At 59.0% G+C, this 18218-nt stretch carries 16 protein-coding genes; 12 read left to right on the forward strand and 4 right to left on the reverse strand.

All coding sequences use genetic code 11. From position 1 onward, the window contains the following. From recO to acpS, 3 genes are all read left to right on the forward strand, one after another. Window positions 1-738 (forward strand): DNA repair protein RecO, encoded by a 738-nt coding sequence (recO, locus tag MT962_RS16225; protein WP_024558781.1) that lies wholly within the window; start codon window positions 1-3, stop codon window positions 736-738. Between the two features lie 74 nt (window positions 739-812). Then, window positions 813-1544, forward strand: coding sequence for a pyridoxine 5'-phosphate synthase (pdxJ, locus tag MT962_RS16230; RefSeq protein ID WP_024558780.1), 732 nt, complete (start codon window positions 813-815; stop codon window positions 1542-1544). Next, a complete protein-coding gene (acpS, locus tag MT962_RS16235) occupies window positions 1544-1924 on the forward strand; it encodes a holo-ACP synthase (RefSeq protein WP_024558779.1) in 381 nt (126 codons plus the stop codon). Before pdxJ ends, acpS begins: the two co-directional genes overlap by 1 nt. On the opposite strand, the gene MT962_RS16240 is transcribed toward acpS, so the two are convergent. Together MT962_RS16240 and MT962_RS16245 are read right to left on the reverse strand one after the other, a co-directional pair. Next, window positions 1921-2181 carry a YfhL family 4Fe-4S dicluster ferredoxin gene (locus tag MT962_RS16240; RefSeq protein WP_247366057.1) on the reverse strand — a complete coding sequence of 87 codons (261 nt, stop codon included), beginning with the start codon at window positions 2179-2181 and terminating at the stop codon, window positions 1921-1923. The two genes, acpS and MT962_RS16240, sit on opposite strands and share 4 nt — an antisense overlap. Window positions 2182-2237: 56 nt before the next feature. Next, complete coding sequence (locus MT962_RS16245; protein WP_024558777.1) at window positions 2238-3086, reverse strand: MurR/RpiR family transcriptional regulator; 849 nt, start codon at window positions 3084-3086, stop codon at window positions 2238-2240. 120 nt (window positions 3087-3206) lie between these two features. Between MT962_RS16245 and murQ the strand changes: the two genes are divergently transcribed. The 4 genes from murQ (at window position 3207) to tadA (ending at window position 6689) form a co-directional block, all read left to right on the forward strand. Continuing rightward, a complete protein-coding gene (gene murQ / locus MT962_RS16250) occupies window positions 3207-4100 on the forward strand; it encodes an N-acetylmuramic acid 6-phosphate etherase (protein WP_024560695.1) in 894 nt (297 codons plus the stop codon). A gap of 13 nt (window positions 4101-4113) precedes the next feature. Next, entirely contained in the window at window positions 4114-5481 is a 1368-nt protein-coding gene (locus MT962_RS16255) for a PTS transporter subunit EIIC (RefSeq protein WP_247366058.1), read from the forward strand. A 3-nt stretch (window positions 5482-5484) separates the two neighbouring features. Continuing rightward, window positions 5485-6120: a phosphatidylglycerophosphatase C gene (gene yfhb / locus MT962_RS16260; protein WP_247366059.1), complete on the forward strand. Its 636-nt coding sequence runs from the start codon at window positions 5485-5487 to the stop codon at window positions 6118-6120. Window positions 6121-6185: 65 nt separating this feature from the next. Then, window positions 6186-6689, forward strand: coding sequence for a tRNA adenosine(34) deaminase TadA (tadA, locus tag MT962_RS16265; protein WP_071788518.1), 504 nt, complete (start codon window positions 6186-6188; stop codon window positions 6687-6689). Here tadA and mltF read toward each other — a convergent pair. Then, on the reverse strand, window positions 6580-8169 hold the full coding sequence (gene mltF, locus MT962_RS16270; protein WP_247366060.1) for a membrane-bound lytic murein transglycosylase MltF: 1590 nt from the start codon (window positions 8167-8169) through the stop codon (window positions 6580-6582). The genes tadA and mltF overlap by 110 nt on opposite strands. A 268-nt stretch (window positions 8170-8437) precedes the next feature. On the opposite strand from mltF, the gene purL reads away from it, so the two are divergent. The 5 genes from purL to glnB all read left to right on the forward strand — a co-directional run bounded on the left by purL (window position 8438) and on the right by glnB (window position 16874). Beyond that, complete coding sequence (gene purL / locus MT962_RS16275; RefSeq protein WP_024561774.1) at window positions 8438-12325, forward strand: phosphoribosylformylglycinamidine synthase; 3888 nt, start codon at window positions 8438-8440, stop codon at window positions 12323-12325. A 569-nt stretch (window positions 12326-12894) separates the two neighbouring features. Then, window positions 12895-14331: a HAMP domain-containing sensor histidine kinase gene (locus MT962_RS16280; protein WP_024558771.1), complete on the forward strand. Its 1437-nt coding sequence runs from the start codon at window positions 12895-12897 to the stop codon at window positions 14329-14331. Continuing rightward, entirely contained in the window at window positions 14328-15104 is a 777-nt protein-coding gene (gene qseG, locus MT962_RS16285) for a two-component system QseEF-associated lipoprotein QseG (RefSeq protein WP_048888600.1), read from the forward strand. Before MT962_RS16280 ends, qseG begins: the two co-directional genes overlap by 4 nt. Beyond that, the gene (gene glrR, locus MT962_RS16290; protein ID WP_024558769.1) at window positions 15101-16438 is read left to right on the forward strand and encodes a two-component system response regulator GlrR; all 1338 of its coding nucleotides are present in this window, start codon (window positions 15101-15103) and stop codon (window positions 16436-16438) included. The genes qseG and glrR overlap by 4 nt, the downstream gene beginning before the upstream one ends. 97 nt (window positions 16439-16535) lie before the next feature. After that, complete coding sequence (gene glnB / locus MT962_RS16295; RefSeq protein ID WP_002438074.1) at window positions 16536-16874, forward strand: nitrogen regulatory protein P-II; 339 nt, start codon at window positions 16536-16538, stop codon at window positions 16872-16874. A 134-nt stretch (window positions 16875-17008) separates the two neighbouring features. Here the strand turns inward: glnB and hmpA are convergent, their stop codons facing one another. Further along, window positions 17009-18199 carry an NO-inducible flavohemoprotein gene (hmpA, locus tag MT962_RS16300; RefSeq protein ID WP_247366061.1) on the reverse strand — a complete coding sequence of 397 codons (1191 nt, stop codon included), beginning with the start codon at window positions 18197-18199 and terminating at the stop codon, window positions 17009-17011. Between the last annotated feature and the right edge of the window lie 19 nt (window positions 18200-18218).

An 18218-nucleotide genomic window follows, 5' to 3' on the forward strand; every position in this document is an offset into this window, starting at 1 on the left:
ATGGAAGGCTGGCAACGCGCCTTTGTGCTGCACGCGCGCCCGTGGAGCGAAACCAGCCTGATGCTTGATCTCTTCAGCGAGGAGGCAGGGCGCGTGCGCGTTGTCGCCAAAGGCGCGCGCCGCAAACGCTCTAATCTTAAAGGCGCGCTTCAACCCTTCACCCCGCTGCTGGTGCGCTGGAGCGGGCGAGGAGAGGTGAAAAACCTCACCAGCGCAGAAGCCGTCTCCCTCGCGCTGCCGCTCTCTGGCATTTCGCTTTACAGCGGCCTTTACGTCAACGAACTCGTCTCGCGGGTGCTCGAGCCGGAAACCCGCTTCTCCGAACTCTTTTTTGACTATCTTCACTGCATTCAGTCGCTGGCGGGAACCTCAGGCTCCCCGGAGCCGGCGCTGCGTCGTTTTGAACTGGCGCTGCTGGGCCATCTTGGCTACGGCATTGATTACCTGCACTGCGCGGGAACCGGCGAAGAGGTAACGGACGAGATGACCTACCGTTATCGCGAAGAGAAAGGTTTCATTGCGAGCGTGGTTATCGACCACAACACCTTTACCGGACGGCAGCTTAAAGCCCTTGCCAGCCGCGAGTTTGCGGATATCGACACGCTGCGCGCCGCTAAACGCTTTACCCGCATGGCGCTTAAGCCCTATCTTGGCGGCAAACCGCTCAAAAGCCGCGAGCTGTTTCGCCAGTTTGTGCCGAAAAAACGTCCACTCACGCCGCCGCCTGATAAGGCTTGAGTCCTCAGCCGTAGCCAGCTTTTCGCTGTCGGGTGTAAACTGCCTGCACACTTTGCCGATTTACGAGGATAGTCATGGCTGAACTGCTGTTAGGCGTTAATATCGATCACATTGCCACGCTGCGTAACGCCCGCGGTACGGCGTACCCGGACCCGGTTCAGGCGGCCTTTATCGCCGAGCAGGCGGGGGCGGATGGCATTACCGTTCATTTGCGTGAAGACCGTCGTCATATTACCGACCGCGACGTGCGTATTTTGCGCCAGACTCTCCACACCCGCATGAATCTCGAGATGGCTGTCACTGAAGAGATGATCGCCATCGCCTGCGAAACCCAACCTCATTTTTGCTGCCTGGTGCCGGAAAAACGCCAGGAAGTGACCACCGAAGGCGGCCTGGATGTGGCAGGGCAGCTCGACAAAATGCGCGACGCCTGCAAGCGCCTCGCTGACGCGGGCATTTTGGTTTCGCTCTTTATCGATGCCGACAACCAGCAAATCGACGCCGCTGTCGCCGTCGGCGCGCCGTATATTGAAATCCATACCGGCTGCTACGCTGACGCGCAGGATGACGCTACCCGCGCGAAAGAGCTGGATCGCATTGCCAAAGCCGCTACCTATGCCGCAAGCAAGGGGCTGAAGGTGAACGCCGGGCACGGCCTGACCTACCATAACGTGCAGGCTATCGCCGCGCTGCCGGAGATGCATGAGCTGAACATTGGCCACGCGATTATCGGCCGCGCGGTCATGAGCGGCCTGAAAGAGGCGGTGGCGGAAATGAAGCGCCTGATGATAGAAGCGCGTCGCTGATGGCTATTCTTGGCCTTGGCACCGATATCGTGGAGATTGAGCGCATCGAAGCGGTCATCTCCCGTTCCGGCGACCGGCTGGCGAAGCGGGTGCTTAGCGCCAACGAGTGGTTGCAGTATCAGGCCCACCAGCAGCCGGTGCGCTTTCTCGCCAAACGCTTTGCGGTGAAAGAGGCGGCGGCAAAAGCATTTGGTACCGGCATTCGCAACGGGCTCGCCTTCAACCAGTTTGAGGTTTTCAACGACGAATTAGGGAAACCCAGGTTGAGATTATGGGATGAAGCCGAGCGGCTGGCGCAGAGGATGGGCGTAACGTCAGTGCACGTTACGCTTGCCGACGAGCGGCATTACGCCTGCGCGACGGTGATTATCGAAAGCTAAATCTTGTCGGCGTGATGCAGCAGGACAAACTTGTCCCACAGCTGTTCATTGTTCTCAATGTGCGCCGGATCTTTAATGATGGTGTTAGGGATCGGGCACACTTTCTGGCAGGTCGGTATGTCGTAATGGCCCACGCATTCGGTGCAGCGGTCGGTGTTAATTTCATAAATGGCATCTCCCATCGAAATCGCCTCATTCGGGCACTCCGGCTCGCACATGTCACAGTTGATGCATTTTTTGGTGATTAACAGCGCCATCGGGAAATTCTCAGAAACAACACAAACAGGGCGGGCATTATACGCCCATTCCCTGCTCAGACCAGTTTTTTCACCAGCGCCTCGCTGTGGCGAATACGGTCCGGCGCTTTTTCCAGATCCTGCTGCACCAGCGCCATAAACAGTAAATCGGCAAGCATCATCTGTGCAGAGGTGGATGAAATAGCGGCGCTGCGCGTCGCCTGCTCTTCGGCAATGGTATAAAGGCAATGGGTTGCGCGCTGCTGCAATGCGTTCGGGCTAAAGCCGGTGATGGCAAGCACCTTCGCCCCCACGCGCAGCGCCTCGTCGGCGGCAAGGTTGATTTCACGCCGCGTGCCGGAATAAGAGATAGCCACCAGTAAATCGCCTTCCTCCAGCGCCTGCACGCTCGCGAGCAACGCATGCATATCCTGCTCGGCGGCGGCGTTAAGGCCAATCTTCATTAACTTCCAGGAAAAATTCTTCGCCACCAGCCCGGAGGCGCCAATGCCGGTCAGCACTACACGCCGGGCGTCGCGCAGCAGCGTGACGCTCGCCAGCAGCTTCTCTTCCGTGTTGATATCAAGCGAAGCGTGCATGGCCGCCACGTTATCTTTAATCAGCTTTTCTCCCACCAGCCGCAGCGGGTCGTCGCCGAGAATTTCGTTATGCACCGGAATCGAATGCGGATTGGGGCTGGTCGCCAGCGCTTCGCTGATAGCGAGCTTCATTGCCGGAAACCCCTTATACCCCAGCTTTTGCGCGAACTTCACCACGCTCGACTGGCTGACGCCTGCCTCGGCCGCTAGTTGCTGTGAACTCAAATGGCGTGCGCGGTCTGGCTGCGCCAGCAAATAGTCCGCCAGCCGGCGGTCGCTCTGCGCAAGCCCCGGATAGCGCTGACGGATGCATATAAGACAGTTCATCAGGTCACTCCGAAGGTGAGTGTGATCCGCTTTAAGGAGACCGGGAATTTCACTCGCCTGTTTGAATTTTATATTCCATTATAGAACAATCATTATGAATTAAATATTCAGAGGTGCAATATGAATCTCGGCTCGCTGGTTTCCGAAAGCCGTAATCCACAAACCATGGATCTTGACGCGCTCTCCACGCTTGAAATGGTTACGCGTTTTAACGAGCAAGACGCGCGGGTGGCGCAGGCGGTAAAAGCTACGCTGCCGGAAGTGGCGCAGGCGGTGGACGCCGCCGCCGATGCCCTGAAAGCGGGCGGGCGCATTATCTACATGGGCGCCGGCACCAGCGGGCGGCTGGGCGTGCTGGACGCCTCCGAGTGTCCGCCGACATTCGGCGTGCCTCATGGCCTGGTGGTGGGTCTGATTGCCGGCGGGCCAGGCGCTTTGTTAAAAGCGGTCGAAGGGGCGGAAGATAACCCGCAGCTTGGCGAAGAGGATCTTAAAGCGTTAAACCTTACCGCCCGTGATCTGGTCGTGGGCCTCGCCGCTTCCGGACGTACGCCTTATGTTATTGGCGGCCTGCAATATGCGCGCGCCGCAGGCTGCAAAACGGTGGCGATTTCCTGTAACCCCGCGTCGCCGATTGCCCGCGAGGCGGATATCGCGATTTCGCCCGTCGTGGGGCCAGAAGCCCTTACCGGCTCCACGCGACTTAAGTCCGGCACTGCGCAAAAGCTGGTGCTGAACATGATCTCCACGGGCGCCATGGTGAAATTTGGCAAGGTTTACCAGAACCTGATGGTGGATATGAAAGCGACCAACGTAAAGCTGGTGGACCGCGCCTGCCGCATGGTGATGGAAGCGACAGGCGTTGCGCGCGAAGAGGCGCAGGCGGTGCTGGAACAGACCGGGTATGAAGTAAAACCCGCGATCCTGATGGTGCTGACTGGTCTGGATGCGTCTGCCGCCGAAGCGCGTCTGGCGGCGCATAATGGTTTTCTGCGGGCGGCGTTACAACAATAGCGAGGGAAGGGCGATGGAAAAAACGGCGTCGCTTGCCAGCGATATTCTGCTGGGCGTAGGCGGACAGAATAATATCCTGCGGCTGGAAAACTGTATGACGCGGGTGCGCATGGAGGTGCAGGACGAGGAGAAACTGGATATCGCCCGGTTGAAGGCGTTGCCCGGCGTCAGCGGCTATGTGAAGCAGGGAGAGCAGCATCAATTGATTGTCGGCCCGGGCCGCGCCGCGCAGGTGGTTGATGCGATGCGCGCGCAAATAGCCGGCGCCGATACGTCCAGCGCCGCGTTTGATGATGTCGAGCGTAACCGGGCGCAGGCGAAAGCGCGTTACAAGGCGCCGATGAGTGATGCGCTGCGCAAGCTCGCCAACGTTTTTATTCCGCTGATTCCCGCTTTTATCGCCTCCGGGCTGATCACCGGCATTATTAACATCCTGAAACGCCCCGATATCGTGGGCGATTTTGCCACTCACTACCCTAATCTGCTGGGATTGCTGGCCATTTTCGGCAGCGCGGTGTTCGCCATTATGAATATTCTGGTGGGGGTGAACACCGCGAAGGTGTTTGGCGGGTCGGTGGCGATGGGCGGCGTTATGGCGGGCATCCTCTCCAGCCCGCAACTGGCGCAGATAACGCTGTTCGGCGAAGCGCTGCAGCCGGGGCGGGGCGGCGTTATCGCCGTGCTGCTGGTGGTGGCGTTGATGTGCTGGGTTGAAAAGCGGCTGCGCGCCTGGCTGCCGGGTTCGCTGGAGCTTATCTTCAACCCGCTTATTACCACGCTGGTCACCGGCACGCTGGCTATCGTGGCGCTGCAGCCGCTCGGCGGCTGGATTTCAGAATCCATTGCTCATGGCGCGTCGCTCGCCATCGACAAAGGCGGTTTGCTGGTAGGCGCGGTGCTGGCGGGAAGCTTTTTGCCGCTGGTGCTGACGGGGCTGCATCAGGGGCTGGTGCCGATCCACGTCGAGCTGGTGCAGGCGCACGGCTATAACGCGCTTTTTCCCATTCTTGCGATGGCGGGCGTCGGACAAATAGGCGCGGCCATCGCCGTGCTGTTAAAAACCCGCAACGCGCGGCTTAAAAAGGTCATCAAGGGCGCTTTGCCGGTAGGGCTGCTCGGCATCGGCGAGCCGCTGATTTTTGGCGTCACGCTGCCGCTCGGCAAGCCGTTTATCGCCGCCTGCCTCGGCGGCGCGGTGGGCGGCGCGCTTATCAGCTACTTCAAAGTCGCGACGGTTATCACTTTCGGCATCTCCGGTTTGCCGCTGGCATTAACTATCGTGACCGGAAAAGTCATGCTCTATCTGTTAGGCTATCTTGTAGCGGTAATCGCAGGTTTCCTGTTTACCTGGCTGATGGGCTTTCACGATCCAGAGGAGTAGAGTTTGATCAGTAACGAGCGACGGGTAGTTTTTTTCGATCTGGACGGCACGCTGCATCAGCAGGATATGTTCGGCGCCTTTCTTCGCTATCTGCTGCGTCGCCAGCCGCTCAATCTGCTATTGGTAATCCCACTTTTGCCGGTTATCGGCGTCGCGCTGTTGATAAAAGGCCGCGCCGCTCGCTGGCCGATGAGCCTCCTGCTGTGGGGCTGCACCTTTGGCCACAGCGAGGCGCGGTTAAAACAGCTGGAGGCGGAGTTCGCGACCTGGTTTCGCGGCCACGTGACCACCTTTCCCGTGGTGCATGAGCGCCTCACCGGTTATCTCTCCAGCACCGATGCCGATGTCTGGCTGATTACCGGCTCGCCGCAATCCCTTGTGCAACGGGTCTATTTCGATACCCCCTGGCTGCCGCGCGTAAACGTCATCGCCAGCCAGATGAAGCGCGGCTACGGCGGCTGGGTGCTGACGCTGCGCTGCCTGGGCCATGAGAAAGTGGCGCAGCTGGAACAGCAGATAGGCACGCCGCTGCGTCTTTACAGCGGTTACAGCGACAGCAAGCAGGATAACCCGCTGCTGTACTTCTGCCAGCACCGCTGGCGCGTGACCCCGCAGGGGCAGCTCCAGCAGCTGGAATAAGGCGCGTTTCGCAACCTGGAAACGGTGTGTATAATGCCGCCCGCCTTATTTCCCCGGAGAACACCGTGTCGGACAGCGAACTGAATCATGAATACTGGATGCGCCACGCCCTGACGCTTGCAAAGCGCGCATGGGAAGAGGGCGAAGTGCCGGTAGGCGCTGTGCTGGTACACAATAACCAGGTGATTGGCGAGGGATGGAACCGCCCGATTGGCCGTCACGACCCTACCGCGCATGCCGAAATCATGGCGCTGCGCCAGGGCGGACTGGTGCTGCAGAACTATCGTCTGCTGGACACGACGCTTTATGTCACGCTGGAGCCGTGCGTCATGTGCGCCGGCGCGATGGTGCATGGGCGCATCGGCACGCTGGTGTTTGGCGCGCGTGACGCCAAGACTGGCGCGGTAGGCTCGCTAATGGATGTCACAGGCCACCCGGGCATGAACCACCAGGTGCAGGTTATTGAAGGGGTGCTTGCACCAGAATGCTCTGCTCTACTGAGCGATTTTTTTCGCCAGCGTCGCCTCGAAAAAAAGGCGTTAAAGGAAGCTGCCCGTAAAGCGGAATGAAAGAGGATAGCGGCGTGGCGGCGAGGGACGCTGGCATCGTCGACTGTTCCGCTTCGGCTTGCGACTTCGCTTTCGCCTCTGCCTGCGCTTTCGCCGCCTGCTTCTCCTTCTCCTGCAAATAGCCCATCAGGCTAATCTGGTACTTACGGATATTCTCCACGTAGGCGTAAGCCTCATGACCGCGCGCGTAACCATAGGTCGTTTTGCTGTACCAGGGCTTCTGGCTCAGCAGCGGCAAACGCTGCTTCACGTCGGCCCAGCTATCGGGGTTGCCTTTCTGCTTCGCCGTCAGCGCCCGGGCGTCCAGCATATGGGCGTAGCCGATGTTATAGGCGGTGAGCGCAAACCAAATCCGCTCCTCTTCCGGTACGCTCTGCGGCACTTTCGCCATCATCTCCTGCAAATAGCGCGCACCGCCGCTGATGCTCTGCTCTGCATCCAGTCGGTCGGTCAGCCCCAGACTCTGGGCGGTGTTGCGGGTGAGCATCATCAGCCCGCGTACGCCGGTCGGTGAGGTCGCCTGGGTATCCCAGTGCGACTCCTGCCACGAAATAGCGGCCAGCAGACGCCAGTCAATCTCACCTGAATATTTTTCAAACAGCGGCTGCAGCTCCGGCAGGATATTGTCTATAGCGCGCAGGAAAGTACGGGTATCAACATAATCAAACCCTTCGCCGTGGCCGAGGTATTTCTCTTCAAGACGCGCCAGGGTGCCGTCTTCGTTAATGCGGTTAAAGTAATCGAGCAGCGCGGCGGAAAGGGAGTTATCACTGCTGCGCTGGCTAAACCAGGTCACCGGCTGCTCGTCGGTGATGTCGAGCGCGACGGCGAGTTGCGGATGCACGCGCTGGAACAGGCTGATGGCGACCGAATCGGCAATGGTGTAATCAAGCTTGCCCTGTACAACCTGCTGTAAAAGCTCGCCGCTGTTGCGCTTATCATCCACTTTCCAGCTCAAATCCGGATATTTTTTTGCTTTCAGGTTGAGCAGGTCGTCCGCCGCCACGTGACCGGGTGGAAGCGTCAGCTGCGCTTCGGTCAGGCCCGCCAGCGTGCGCGGGCGAGGTTTGCCCATGCGGTAAACCAGCTGTTGAGAGACGGAGTAGTAGGTTGGGCCCGCCTGATAGTTCTGGCTGCGCTGGCTGTTGGAGACCAGGCCGGCGGCCAGAATGTCGGCGCGCTGGCTGTCGAGGTCGTCGAACAGCTGATTGATGTTCTGGCGCACGGTAACCTGAAGCTTCACGCCCAGGTAGTCGGCGAACGCGCTGGCAAGCTCATAATCCAGACCCCAGACTTTATCGTCCTGGCGATTGTAGGTCAGCGGGGTGACAACGGTGCTTACGCGCAGCACGCCGCGCGACTGAATCGCCGCGATGCGATTGTCGGTTTTACCGAACCAGGGAATGGATGGCCATAACGCCACTGCCAGCAGCAAAGTAACGATGCCGATGAGCAGATAATTAATCTTTAATTTTTTCAATTAGTTAATTCTCTGCGCAGCCTCAGGTCTCAGCAAAATATCGTTATTAAACCGCTTATAAGGGGTGAACACTGAGCGGCATTTTGCGTAACAAAGCGATGTATAGCAACTAATTAGAGCGATACGGCAGGGCAATCAATGGGAAAAAAGCCTGATTTTATTTCTACGCAAACGGTTTCGTCGGGGCCGGGGATTCTCTATAATGACGCCCGTTTTCCCCCTTGCGCCCACTGAAGTGCCCCCTGGCGCTTCGAAGACGAGAGACTTGATGATGGAAATTCTGCGTGGTTCGCCCGCTCTGTCGGCATTTCGTATTAACAAACTGCTGGCTCGTTTCAAAGATGCACACCTTCCGGTAAGCGACATTTACGCCGAGTATGTCCATTTTGCTGACCTCGACGCCCCGCTCGGCGCCGAAGAGCGCGCCCGCCTTGAGCGGCTGTTGCAATATGGCCCGAGCCTCAGCAGCCATGCCCCGACGGGCCGCCTGATGCTGGTGACGCCGCGCCCGGGCACCATCTCCCCCTGGTCTTCCAAAGCGACCGATATCGCGCACAACTGCGCGCTGGCCCAGGTAAAGCGCCTGGAGCGCGGCGTGGCCTGGTATGTTGACGCTTCTGGCTTAACCGCCGCCCAGTGGCAGGCCGTCGCCGACGAGCTGCACGACCGCATGATGGAAACCGTTTTCGACTCGCTGGAAGCGGCGCAGGCGCTCTTTTCTCACCACGAACCGGCGCCGGTACAGAGCGTCGACCTGCTGGCTCAGGGGCGCGGCGCGCTGGTGGAAGCCAACCTGCGGCTGGGCCTCGCGCTGGCGGAAGATGAGATTGATTACCTGTTTGACGCTTTCACAAAACTTGGGCGCAACCCGAACGATATCGAACTCTATATGTTCGCCCAGGCGAACTCCGAGCACTGCCGTCACAAAATCTTCAACGCCGATTGGGTGATCGATGGCGAGCAGCAGCCGAAGTCGCTGTTCAAAATGATTAAAAACACCTTCGAGAAGACGCCGGAATTTGTGCTCTCCGCCTATAAAGACAACGCGGCGGTGATGGAAGGGTCTGCGGTGGGACGTTTCTTTGCCGACCACGACAAAGGCCGTTATGACTATCATCAGGAAAAAGCGCATATCCTGATGAAGGTAGAAACCCACAACCACCCGACCGCTATCTCTCCGTGGCCGGGCGCAGCGACCGGCTCCGGCGGCGAAATCCGTGACGAAGGCGCCACCGGGCGCGGCGCGAAGCCGAAAGCGGGGCTGGTGGGCTTCTCGGTGTCTAACCTGCGCATCCCGGGCTTTGAACAGCCGTGGGAAGAAGATTTCGGCAAGCCGGATCGTATTGTTAACGCCCTCGACATCATGACCGAAGGGCCGCTTGGCGGCGCGGCGTTCAACAACGAATTCGGCCGTCCTGCGCTCAACGGCTACTTCCGCACCTATGAAGAGAAAGTGACCAGCCACAACGGCGAAGAGCTGCGCGGCTATCACAAGCCAATCATGCTGGCGGGCGGCATTGGCAATATCCGCGGCGAGCACGTGAAAAAAGGCGAAATCCCGCCTGGCGCGAAGCTGATTGTGCTCGGCGGCCCGGCGATGAACATCGGCCTTGGCGGCGGCGCGGCGTCGTCGATGGCTTCCGGCCAGTCGGACGCTGACCTCGATTTCGCCTCCGTGCAGCGCGACAACCCGGAAATGGAGCGTCGTTGCCAGGAGGTGATTGACCGTTGCTGGCAGCTTGGCGACGCCAACCCCATTCTCTTTATTCACGATGTCGGCGCGGGCGGTCTTTCCAACGCCATGCCGGAACTGGTGAGCGACGGCGGTCGCGGCGGCCGTTTCGAGCTGCGCGACATTTTAAACGACGAGCCGGGCATGAGCCCGCTGGAAGTCTGGTGTAACGAATCCCAGGAGCGTTACGTGCTGGCGGTGGCGCCGGAGCAGCTCGCGCTGTTTGACGAACTCTGCCGCCGTGAACGCGCCCCTTATGCAGTGATTGGCGAAGCGACCGAAGAGCAGCATCTGACGCTGAACGACCGTCACTTCGACAACCAGCCTATCGATATGCCGCTCGACGTGCTGCTGGGCAAGACGCCGAAAATGACCCGCAACGTTGAGCGCATGCAGGTGAAAGGCGAAGCGCTGGACCGTGCCGATATCACGCTTGAAGAGGCGGTGAAGCGCGTGCTGCACTTGCCGACCGTGGCGGAAAAAACGTTCCTTGTCACCATCGGCGACCGCACTGTAACCGGCATGGTGGCGCGCGACCAGATGGTCGGCCCGTGGCAGGTGCCGGTGGCCAACTGCGCGGTGACTACCGCAAGTCTCGACAGCTACTACGGCGAAGCGATGGCGATGGGCGAGCGCGCGCCGGTGGCGCTGCTCGATTTCGCCGCTTCCGCGCGTCTTGCAGTCGGCGAAGCGCTGACTAACATCGCCGCCACGCAAATCGGCGACATCAAGCGCGTAAAACTCTCTGCAAACTGGATGGCGGCAGCGGGGCATCCCGGTGAAGACGCGGGCCTGTATGAAGCGGTGAAAGCGGTGGGCGAAGAGCTCTGCCCGCAACTGGGTCTGACTATTCCGGTGGGTAAAGACTCCATGTCGATGAAAACCCGCTGGCAGCAGGGCAACGAGCAGCGCGAAATGACCTCGCCGCTCTCGCTGGTTATTACGGCGTTTGCTCGCGTGGAAGATGTGCGCCGCACCGTTACGCCGCAGCTCTGCACCACCGATAACGCCTTGCTGCTTATCGATCTCGGCAAAGGCGAAAACACGCTCGGCGCCACTGCGCTGGCGCAGGTTTACCGCCAGCTTGGTGACAAGCCTGCCGACGTGCGCGACGTAGCGCAGCTTAAAGGCTTCTATGACGCCATTCAGGCGCTGGTGGCGCAGCGTCGCCTGCTCGCCTATCACGACCGCTCTGACGGCGGTCTGCTGGTGACGCTTGCGGAAATGGCCTTTGCCGGGCACTGCGGCGTTGAAGCGGATATCGCTTCGCTTGGCGACGATCGTCTGGCGGCGCTCTTTAACGAAGAGCTGGGCGCGGTGATCCAGGTGGCAGCGGACGATCGCGAGCAGGTTGAGCGCGTGCTTCACGATCACGGTCTTGGCGACTGCGTGCACTATCTGGGCAAAGCGGTGGCGGGCGATCGCTTCACGCTGACATCAGGCAGCAGCACCGTCTTCAGCGAAAGCCGCACGACGCTTCGTATGTGGTGGGCGGAAACCACCTGGCAGATGCAGCGCCTGCGCGACAACCCGGCCTGCGCTGACCAGGAGCACGAAGCGAAAGCCAACGACAGCGATCCGGGTCTTAACGTGAAGTTGACGTTTGATATCGCCGCCGATGTCGCCGCGCCTTTCATCGCGACCGGCGCGCGTCCGAAAGTGGCGGTGCTGCGCGAGCAGGGCGTTAACTCCCACGTTGAGATGGCGGCGGCGTTCCATCGTGCAGGTTTTGACGCCATCGACGTGCATATGAGTGACCTGCTGGCGGGCCGTCGCGGTCTGGACGATTTCCAGGCGCTGGTGGCGTGCGGCGGTTTCTCATACGGCGACGTGCTGGGCGCGGGCGAAGGCTGGGCGAAGTCCATCCTCTTCAACGAGCGCGTGCGCGATGAGTTTGAAACCTTCTTCCACCGTCCGCAGACGCTGGCGTTGGGCGTGTGCAACGGCTGTCAGATGATGTCGAATCTGCGTGAGCTGATCCCGGGCAGCGAACTGTGGCCGCGCTTTGTGCGCAACGCTTCAGATCGCTTTGAAGCGCGCTTTAGCCTGGTGGAAGTGGCCGCCAGTCCGTCGCTGCTGCTTGACGGCATGGCGGGCTCGCATATGCCAATCGCCGTCTCTCATGGCGAAGGCCGTGTGGAAGTGCGTAACGAAGCGCACCTCGCCCAGCTTGAAAGCAAAGGGCTGGTGGCGCTGCGCTACATTGATAACTTCGGCGCGGTGACTGAGAACTACCCGGCAAACCCGAACGGCTCGCCGAACGGCATCACGGCCGTGACCAGCGAAAGCGGCCGCGTGACCATCATGATGCCGCACCCGGAGCGCGTTTTCCGCACGGTGGCGAACTCCTGGCACCCGACTCACTGGGGCGAAGACAGCCCGTGGATGCGTATTTTCCGCAACGCGCGCAAGCAGCTTGGCTAAGCCTTGCCTGTCAGAAAAAGGGTCTCTTCGGAGACCCTTTTTTTATGGGTTCGCGGCGGTAAAGAAAAGTGTCGGTGATCGGCAACAAGAACCGGTAGGCGGTGTCTCTAATTGGCGACATTTAATCTATTGATAAATAAACATATAAAATTATTGCTTATATACCGTCTCCTTCAGGAGACACCGCTACGAAAAAAGTATGAGATTTGAGAGCGGCGTCATAAATTAAAAATACATTATTTACAGTGACTTATTTTTTTACTGGCTGTGTTGGCATGATGGATGCATAATATGGCTCAGTGGCTCATTCACCTTCTTATGTCAGCCCCTTTGGTTTTCACAAAGCGAGCGCTACATAAACTTCGAATGACGCACAAACAGGTGCCTGCCGTCCAACTTCTGATCATAGCGCTGCTATTTCAGGCCCAGGGCGAAACGTTGAGTAAGGCACCGCCTCATTCCAGAACAAAGGCAGGGTTATTACCCTGCCTTTGTTGTTTCTGCCGCCCTTTCATGACGCCTCCGTCTCGGCTAGCATCAGGTCATTACCCTTGCTGGAGAAAGTGCTGTTGAAACGCTGGCCTGTTTTTCCCCGCTCGCTGCGCCAACTGGTCATTATGGCTTTTGTGCTGGTGCTGGTTCCGCTTTTGATCCTCGCCTGGCAGGCCTGGCAAAGCCTTAATGCGCTGAGCGCTCAGGCGGCGCTGGTTAACCGCTCCACACTCATCGACGCCCGGCGCAGCGAGGCGATGACCAATGCCGCGCTGGAGATGGAACGCAGCTACCGCCAGTATTGCGTATTAGACGACGACACGCTGGCGCGGGTTTATCAGGACCAGCGTCGGCGCTATGTACAAATGCTGAATGTGCAGGCGGCCGCTATTCCCGCCGACAACCTTTACGCTTCACTACGTGAAAGCCTCAATGGGCTGACGCAGCTGCATTGCATTAATAGCGGGCCGGATGAACAGGCCGCCGCGCGCCTGAAGGCGTTTGCCGAAGCCAATACCTCGATGGTGCAAATCACCCGCAGCACCATCTTTTCTCGTGGGCAGCAACTGCAGCGCGTTATCGCCGAGCGCGGGCAATTCTTCGGCTGGCTGGCGCTGGGCCTGTTTCTGGTCAGCCTTGTGCTGGTGGTGCTTTTCACCCGCATGATTATCGGGCCGGTGAAGAGCATTGAACGCATGATTAACCTGCTGGGGGAGGGGCGCACGCCGGACAGCGCCGGCTTGTTTAAAGGCCCTCGCGAGTTGCGTTCCGTAGGCCAGCGTATCGTCTGGCTGAGCGAGCGCCTCGCCTGGCTTGAATCCCAGCGGCATCAATTTTTACGTCACATCTCCCATGAGTTAAAAACGCCGCTTGCCAGTATGCGCGAAGGCACAGAATTGCTGGCCGATCAGGTGGTTGGGCCGCTGACAGCGGAGCAAAAAGAGGTGGTGGCTATTCTTGATAACAGCAGCCGCAATCTGCAAACCCTTATCGAGCAGTTGCTTGATTACAACCGCAAGCTGGCAACCGGCGCGGTGGAGCTTGAAAAAGTGGATCTGGCGCCGCTTATTGAAATGGTGATTACCGCTCACAGTTTGCCGGCGCGCGCTAAAATGATGCATACCGGGGTTAATCTGGAAGCGACCGAATGTCTGGCGGAACCCACCTTGCTGATGAGCGTGCTCGACAATCTCTATTCCAACGCGGTGTACTATGGCAGTGAATCCGGTAACATTTACCTACGCAGCCGTCAGGTTGGGCAAAAAATACGCATAGAAGTCGCCAATAGCGGCGCGCCGATCCCACAAGCGGAGCGGGAGCTGATTTTCGAGCCTTTTTATCAGGGAAGCCATCAACGAAAAGGGGCGGTAAAAGGCAGTGGCCTGGGACTGAGTATTGCCCGGGATGGTATTCGCCGAATGCATGGCGAGCTTCGTCTGGTGGACGATAACAACGCGGACGTTTGTTTTCGTATTGAATTGCCCGTCTTTGACCCGGAAAGCTTAAAACAATGACTTTATTTTCGGTTAGCTCATGGCGTCGCCTGCGCGCGCGCCCATTACAGCGCGGTTTTTTCCGCACGCTGGCCTCTTTTGCGCTCGCGCCTCTTTTACTGGTCGGGTGCGCAGAGGGGCCGATTCACAGCAATATTCATCAGAATCAACAACCTGCTTTGCCAGAACAGCAATTACCGGATTTTTTCGCTACCGACTGCGCCGATATCTGGCAGCTGGAAGGCCCTCATATCGAGGCGAACCCGCTTTACTGGCTGCGCGGCATGGAGTGTGCGCAGCGGCTCGGACCTGCGGAAGCCCGGGCTGAAGCCCGCGCCTGGCCGGACGATACCTGGCAGGCGACGTTCAAGCGCGGCATCCTGCTGGCGAACGCCAAAATTACCCCTATGGAGCGCCGCGACTATTTTGCTCGCCTTGATGAGATGGCCGCGCAGATCCCCGCGCACGTACGCCCGCTTTTTCAGGTCTGGCGCGACGGGCAAGCCGCGCAACTGCAGCTTGCCAGCGAACGCGGCCGCTACAGCAAGCTTCAGCAATCTACCGATCTTGAACTTGATACGCTGCGCGAGCAGCAACAGCGCCTGCGCTCGCAGCTTAATTTGACGACCCGCAAGCTGGAGAACCTGACGGATATTGAACGTCAGCTCTCCACGCGCAAAGGCGCGGGCGGTTACCTGCAGGAGCCGGAGCATCCCGCCGATGGCGCAAAATCTCAGGAAGGGAGCGCCGCTGATAAAGAACGCGCGCCCGCGAAGGAGGAGGCGAAACCATGACATCACATAAATCCGCCCGGCTGTTGCTGGTGGACGACGACCCGGGGCTGCTGAAGCTGCTGGGCCTGCGGCTGACCAGCGAAGGGTTTTCCGTCTCAACGGCGGAAAGCGGCCAGGAGGGGCTGCGCCTGCTGGTGCGTGAGAAAATCGACCTGGTAATAAGCGACCTGCGCATGGATGAGATGGACGGCATGCAGCTGTTCGCCGAGATCCAGAAAATCCAGCCGGGCATGCCGGTTATCATCCTGACCGCCCACGGTTCGATTCCCGACGCGGTGGCCGCAACGCAGCGCGGCGTTTTCAGTTTCCTTACTAAACCGGTGGATAAAGACGCGCTCTACAAAGCGATAGACGACGCGCTCGCCCATACGGTCATTGCCGGTGACGACCCGTGGAGCGAGACCATCGTCACCCGCAGCCCGGTTATGCTGCGCCTGCTTGAACAGGCGCGCATGGTGGCGCAGTCTGACGTGAGCATTCTCATTAACGGACAGAGCGGTACCGGCAAAGAGGTGCTGGCGCAGGCTATCCATAGCGCCAGCAGCCGGGGTAAAAACGCCTTTATCGCGATTAACTGCGGCGCGCTGCCGGAACAGTTGCTGGAGTCTGAACTGTTTGGCCATGCGCGCGGCGCCTTTACCGGCGCGGTCAGCAGCCGGGAAGGGCTGTTTCAGGCGGCGGAGGGGGGCACGCTGTTTCTTGACGAGATTGGCGATATGCCTATCCCCTTGCAGGTAAAACTGCTGCGCGTGTTGCAGGAGCGGAAGGTCCGCCCGCTTGGCAGCAACCGGGATATCGACATCGACGTGCGTATTATCTCCGCGACCCACCGCGATTTGCCAAAAGCGATGGCGCGCGGCGAATTCCGTGAAGATCTCTTTTATCGACTGAATGTGGTGACGCTCAAAATCCCGACGCTGCAGGAGCGCGCCGAGGATATTCCCCTGCTGGCGAACCATCTGCTGCGCCAGGCGGCGGACAGGCATAAACCCTTCGTGCGCAGCTTTTCTACCGACGCCATGAAGCGTCTGATGGCGGCAGGCTGGCCCGGCAACGTGCGCCAGCTGGTGAACGTGATTGAGCAGTGCGTGGCGCTCACCTCGGCGCCGGTCATCAGCGAGGCGCTGGTGGAGCAGGCGCTGGAAGGGGAAAACACGGTGCTGCCGACCTTTGTGGAGGCGCGCAATCAGTTTGAACTTAACTACCTGCGCAAACTGCTGCAAATTACCCGAGGCAATGTTACCCATGCGGCGCGGATGGCCGGACGCAACCGCACCGAGTTCTATAAACTGCTCTCTCGTCATGAACTCGACGCTAATGATTTCAAAGAGTAGTTTTCATGCGCCAAAAGGCGCCGGATTGTGGTAATTTGAGCCACCGATTACGCAGTTGAGCCGCGCCGGGCAGGCGTGAAAGAGTTAAGGATCCACCATGAAAAAGATTGATGCGATTATTAAACCCTTCAAACTGGATGATGTACGTGAAGCGCTGGCGGAAGTAGGCATTACCGGAATGACGGTGACTGAGGTGAAAGGGTTTGGTCGCCAGAAAGGTCATACCGAGCTTTACCGCGGCGCTGAGTATATGGTCGATTTTCTGCCGAAAGTGAAAATTGAGATTGTGGTGACCGACGATATTGTCGATACCTGCGTGGACACCATTATTCGCACCGCCCAGACCGGTAAAATCGGCGACGGCAAAATTTTCGTTTTCGATGTGGCGCGCGTGGTACGCATCCGCACCGGCGAAGAAGACGACGCGGCTATCTAACGGCGCGTTGCTTCAACAAAAAGGCAGGTCGTTGGACCTGCCTTTTTTATGAGCGTGAGAGGGCAGGATTCACCCCCCCCGCGCATTTCCGCCACGCTCAACGGCGGGTAAGCGAAACGCCCCGCCGCATTGCGTTAAAGCACCTTATGCGGCCCAAAGCACTCGTAGTGAATGCGCTCGCTGCTTACGCCCAGCGCTACCAGCTGCTCTGCGGCGAATTGCATAAACGCCACCGGGCCGCAAAGGTAAAACTGCATTTCTAGCGCGCTGAAATGCCCTTCGTGCAGACCAAGCTCCATCAGCCCTTCGCTCTGAAAGCGCGCCGCCTCGCGGTCTGCCTCAGAAGGCGAACGGTACCAGATATGGCGGGTAAAGCGCGGCAGTTCGGCGCCAAGCCGCGCCACTTCGTCGGCGAACGCATGCACATCACCCTGTTCCGCTGCGTGGAACCAGTTTACCTGCGCCGGGTGTTTTGCCTGGGAAAGGGTATCGAGCATCGCCAGCATCGGCGTCTGACCAACGCCTGCGGAAATCAACGTGACCGGTGTGGTCGGCGCAACCTGCATAAAGAAATCGCCTGCTGGCGTGGCAAGCTGCACTACATCGCCCACTTTTGCTGCGTTATGCAACCAGTTAGAAACCTGACCTTCGCCCTCGCGCTTGACCGCGATGCGGTAAGTTTTGCCATTCGGCTTGCGTGTGAGCGAGTACTGGCGAATCTCCTGATGCGCGAACCCGTCGGGTTTGATCCACACCCCTACATACTGGCCTGGCAGATAATCCGCCACCGGCTGGCCGTCCACCGGCTCGAATTCGAAGCTTGTGATAATCGCGCTTTGCGGTTTTCTCTCAACGATGCGAAACGCGCGGGTCCCTTCCCAGCCGCCGGTTTTCGCCGCGTTGTCCTGATAAATCTGCGCTTCGCGGTTGATAAACACCTGGGCTAACACACCGTACGCTTTGCCCCAGGCGTCCAGCACTTCCTGGCCCGGGCTGAACATCTCATCCAGCGTGGCGAGCAGATGACCGCCGACAATATTGTACTGCTCGGGTTTAATCTGAAAGCTGGTGTGCTTCTGGGCGATTTTTTCCACCGCCGGCAGCAGCGCCGCGAGGTTTTCAATGTGAGTAGCGTAAGCGCAAATGGCGTTGAACAGTGCTTCGCGCTGGTCGCCGTTGCGCTGGTTGCTCATGTTGAAAATCTCTTTCAGTTCCGGGTTGTGGGTAAACATCCGGTCGTAAAAGTGGGCGGTGAGTTTCGGGCCGGTAGCGGCGAGCAGGGGGATAGTGGATTTCACAACGGCGATGGTTTGTGCATCAAGCATGGCAGCTTCCTTAACAAAG

Origin of the sequence: Franconibacter sp. IITDAS19, assembly GCF_023079515.1 — a bacterium.
Lineage (GTDB): Bacteria > Pseudomonadota > Gammaproteobacteria > Enterobacterales > Enterobacteriaceae > Franconibacter > Franconibacter pulveris.

Bases quoted from the DNA above. Each gene is read 5' to 3' on its own strand.
- MT962_RS16245 (WP_024558777.1), bottom strand. From the start codon at position 3,086: ATGAACTGTCTTATATGCATCCGTCAGCGCTATCCGGGGCTTGCGCAG.
- hmpA (WP_247366061.1), bottom strand. From the start codon at position 18,199: ATGCTTGATGCACAAACCATCGCCGTTGTGAAATCCACTATCCCCCTG.
- purL (WP_024561774.1), top strand. From the start codon at position 8,438: ATGATGGAAATTCTGCGTGGTTCGCCCGCTCTGTCGGCATTTCGTATT.
- murQ (WP_024560695.1), top strand. From the start codon at position 3,207: ATGAATCTCGGCTCGCTGGTTTCCGAAAGCCGTAATCCACAAACCATG.
- pdxJ (WP_024558780.1), top strand. From the start codon at position 813: ATGGCTGAACTGCTGTTAGGCGTTAATATCGATCACATTGCCACGCTG.
- MT962_RS16240 (WP_247366057.1), bottom strand. From the start codon at position 2,181: ATGGCGCTGTTAATCACCAAAAAATGCATCAACTGTGACATGTGCGAG.
- qseG (WP_048888600.1), top strand. From the start codon at position 14,328: ATGACTTTATTTTCGGTTAGCTCATGGCGTCGCCTGCGCGCGCGCCCA.
- glrR (WP_024558769.1), top strand. From the start codon at position 15,101: ATGACATCACATAAATCCGCCCGGCTGTTGCTGGTGGACGACGACCCG.
- glnB (WP_002438074.1), top strand. From the start codon at position 16,536: ATGAAAAAGATTGATGCGATTATTAAACCCTTCAAACTGGATGATGTA.
- MT962_RS16255 (WP_247366058.1), top strand. From the start codon at position 4,114: ATGGAAAAAACGGCGTCGCTTGCCAGCGATATTCTGCTGGGCGTAGGC.
- acpS (WP_024558779.1), top strand. From the start codon at position 1,544: ATGGCTATTCTTGGCCTTGGCACCGATATCGTGGAGATTGAGCGCATC.
- recO (WP_024558781.1), top strand. From the start codon at position 1: ATGGAAGGCTGGCAACGCGCCTTTGTGCTGCACGCGCGCCCGTGGAGC.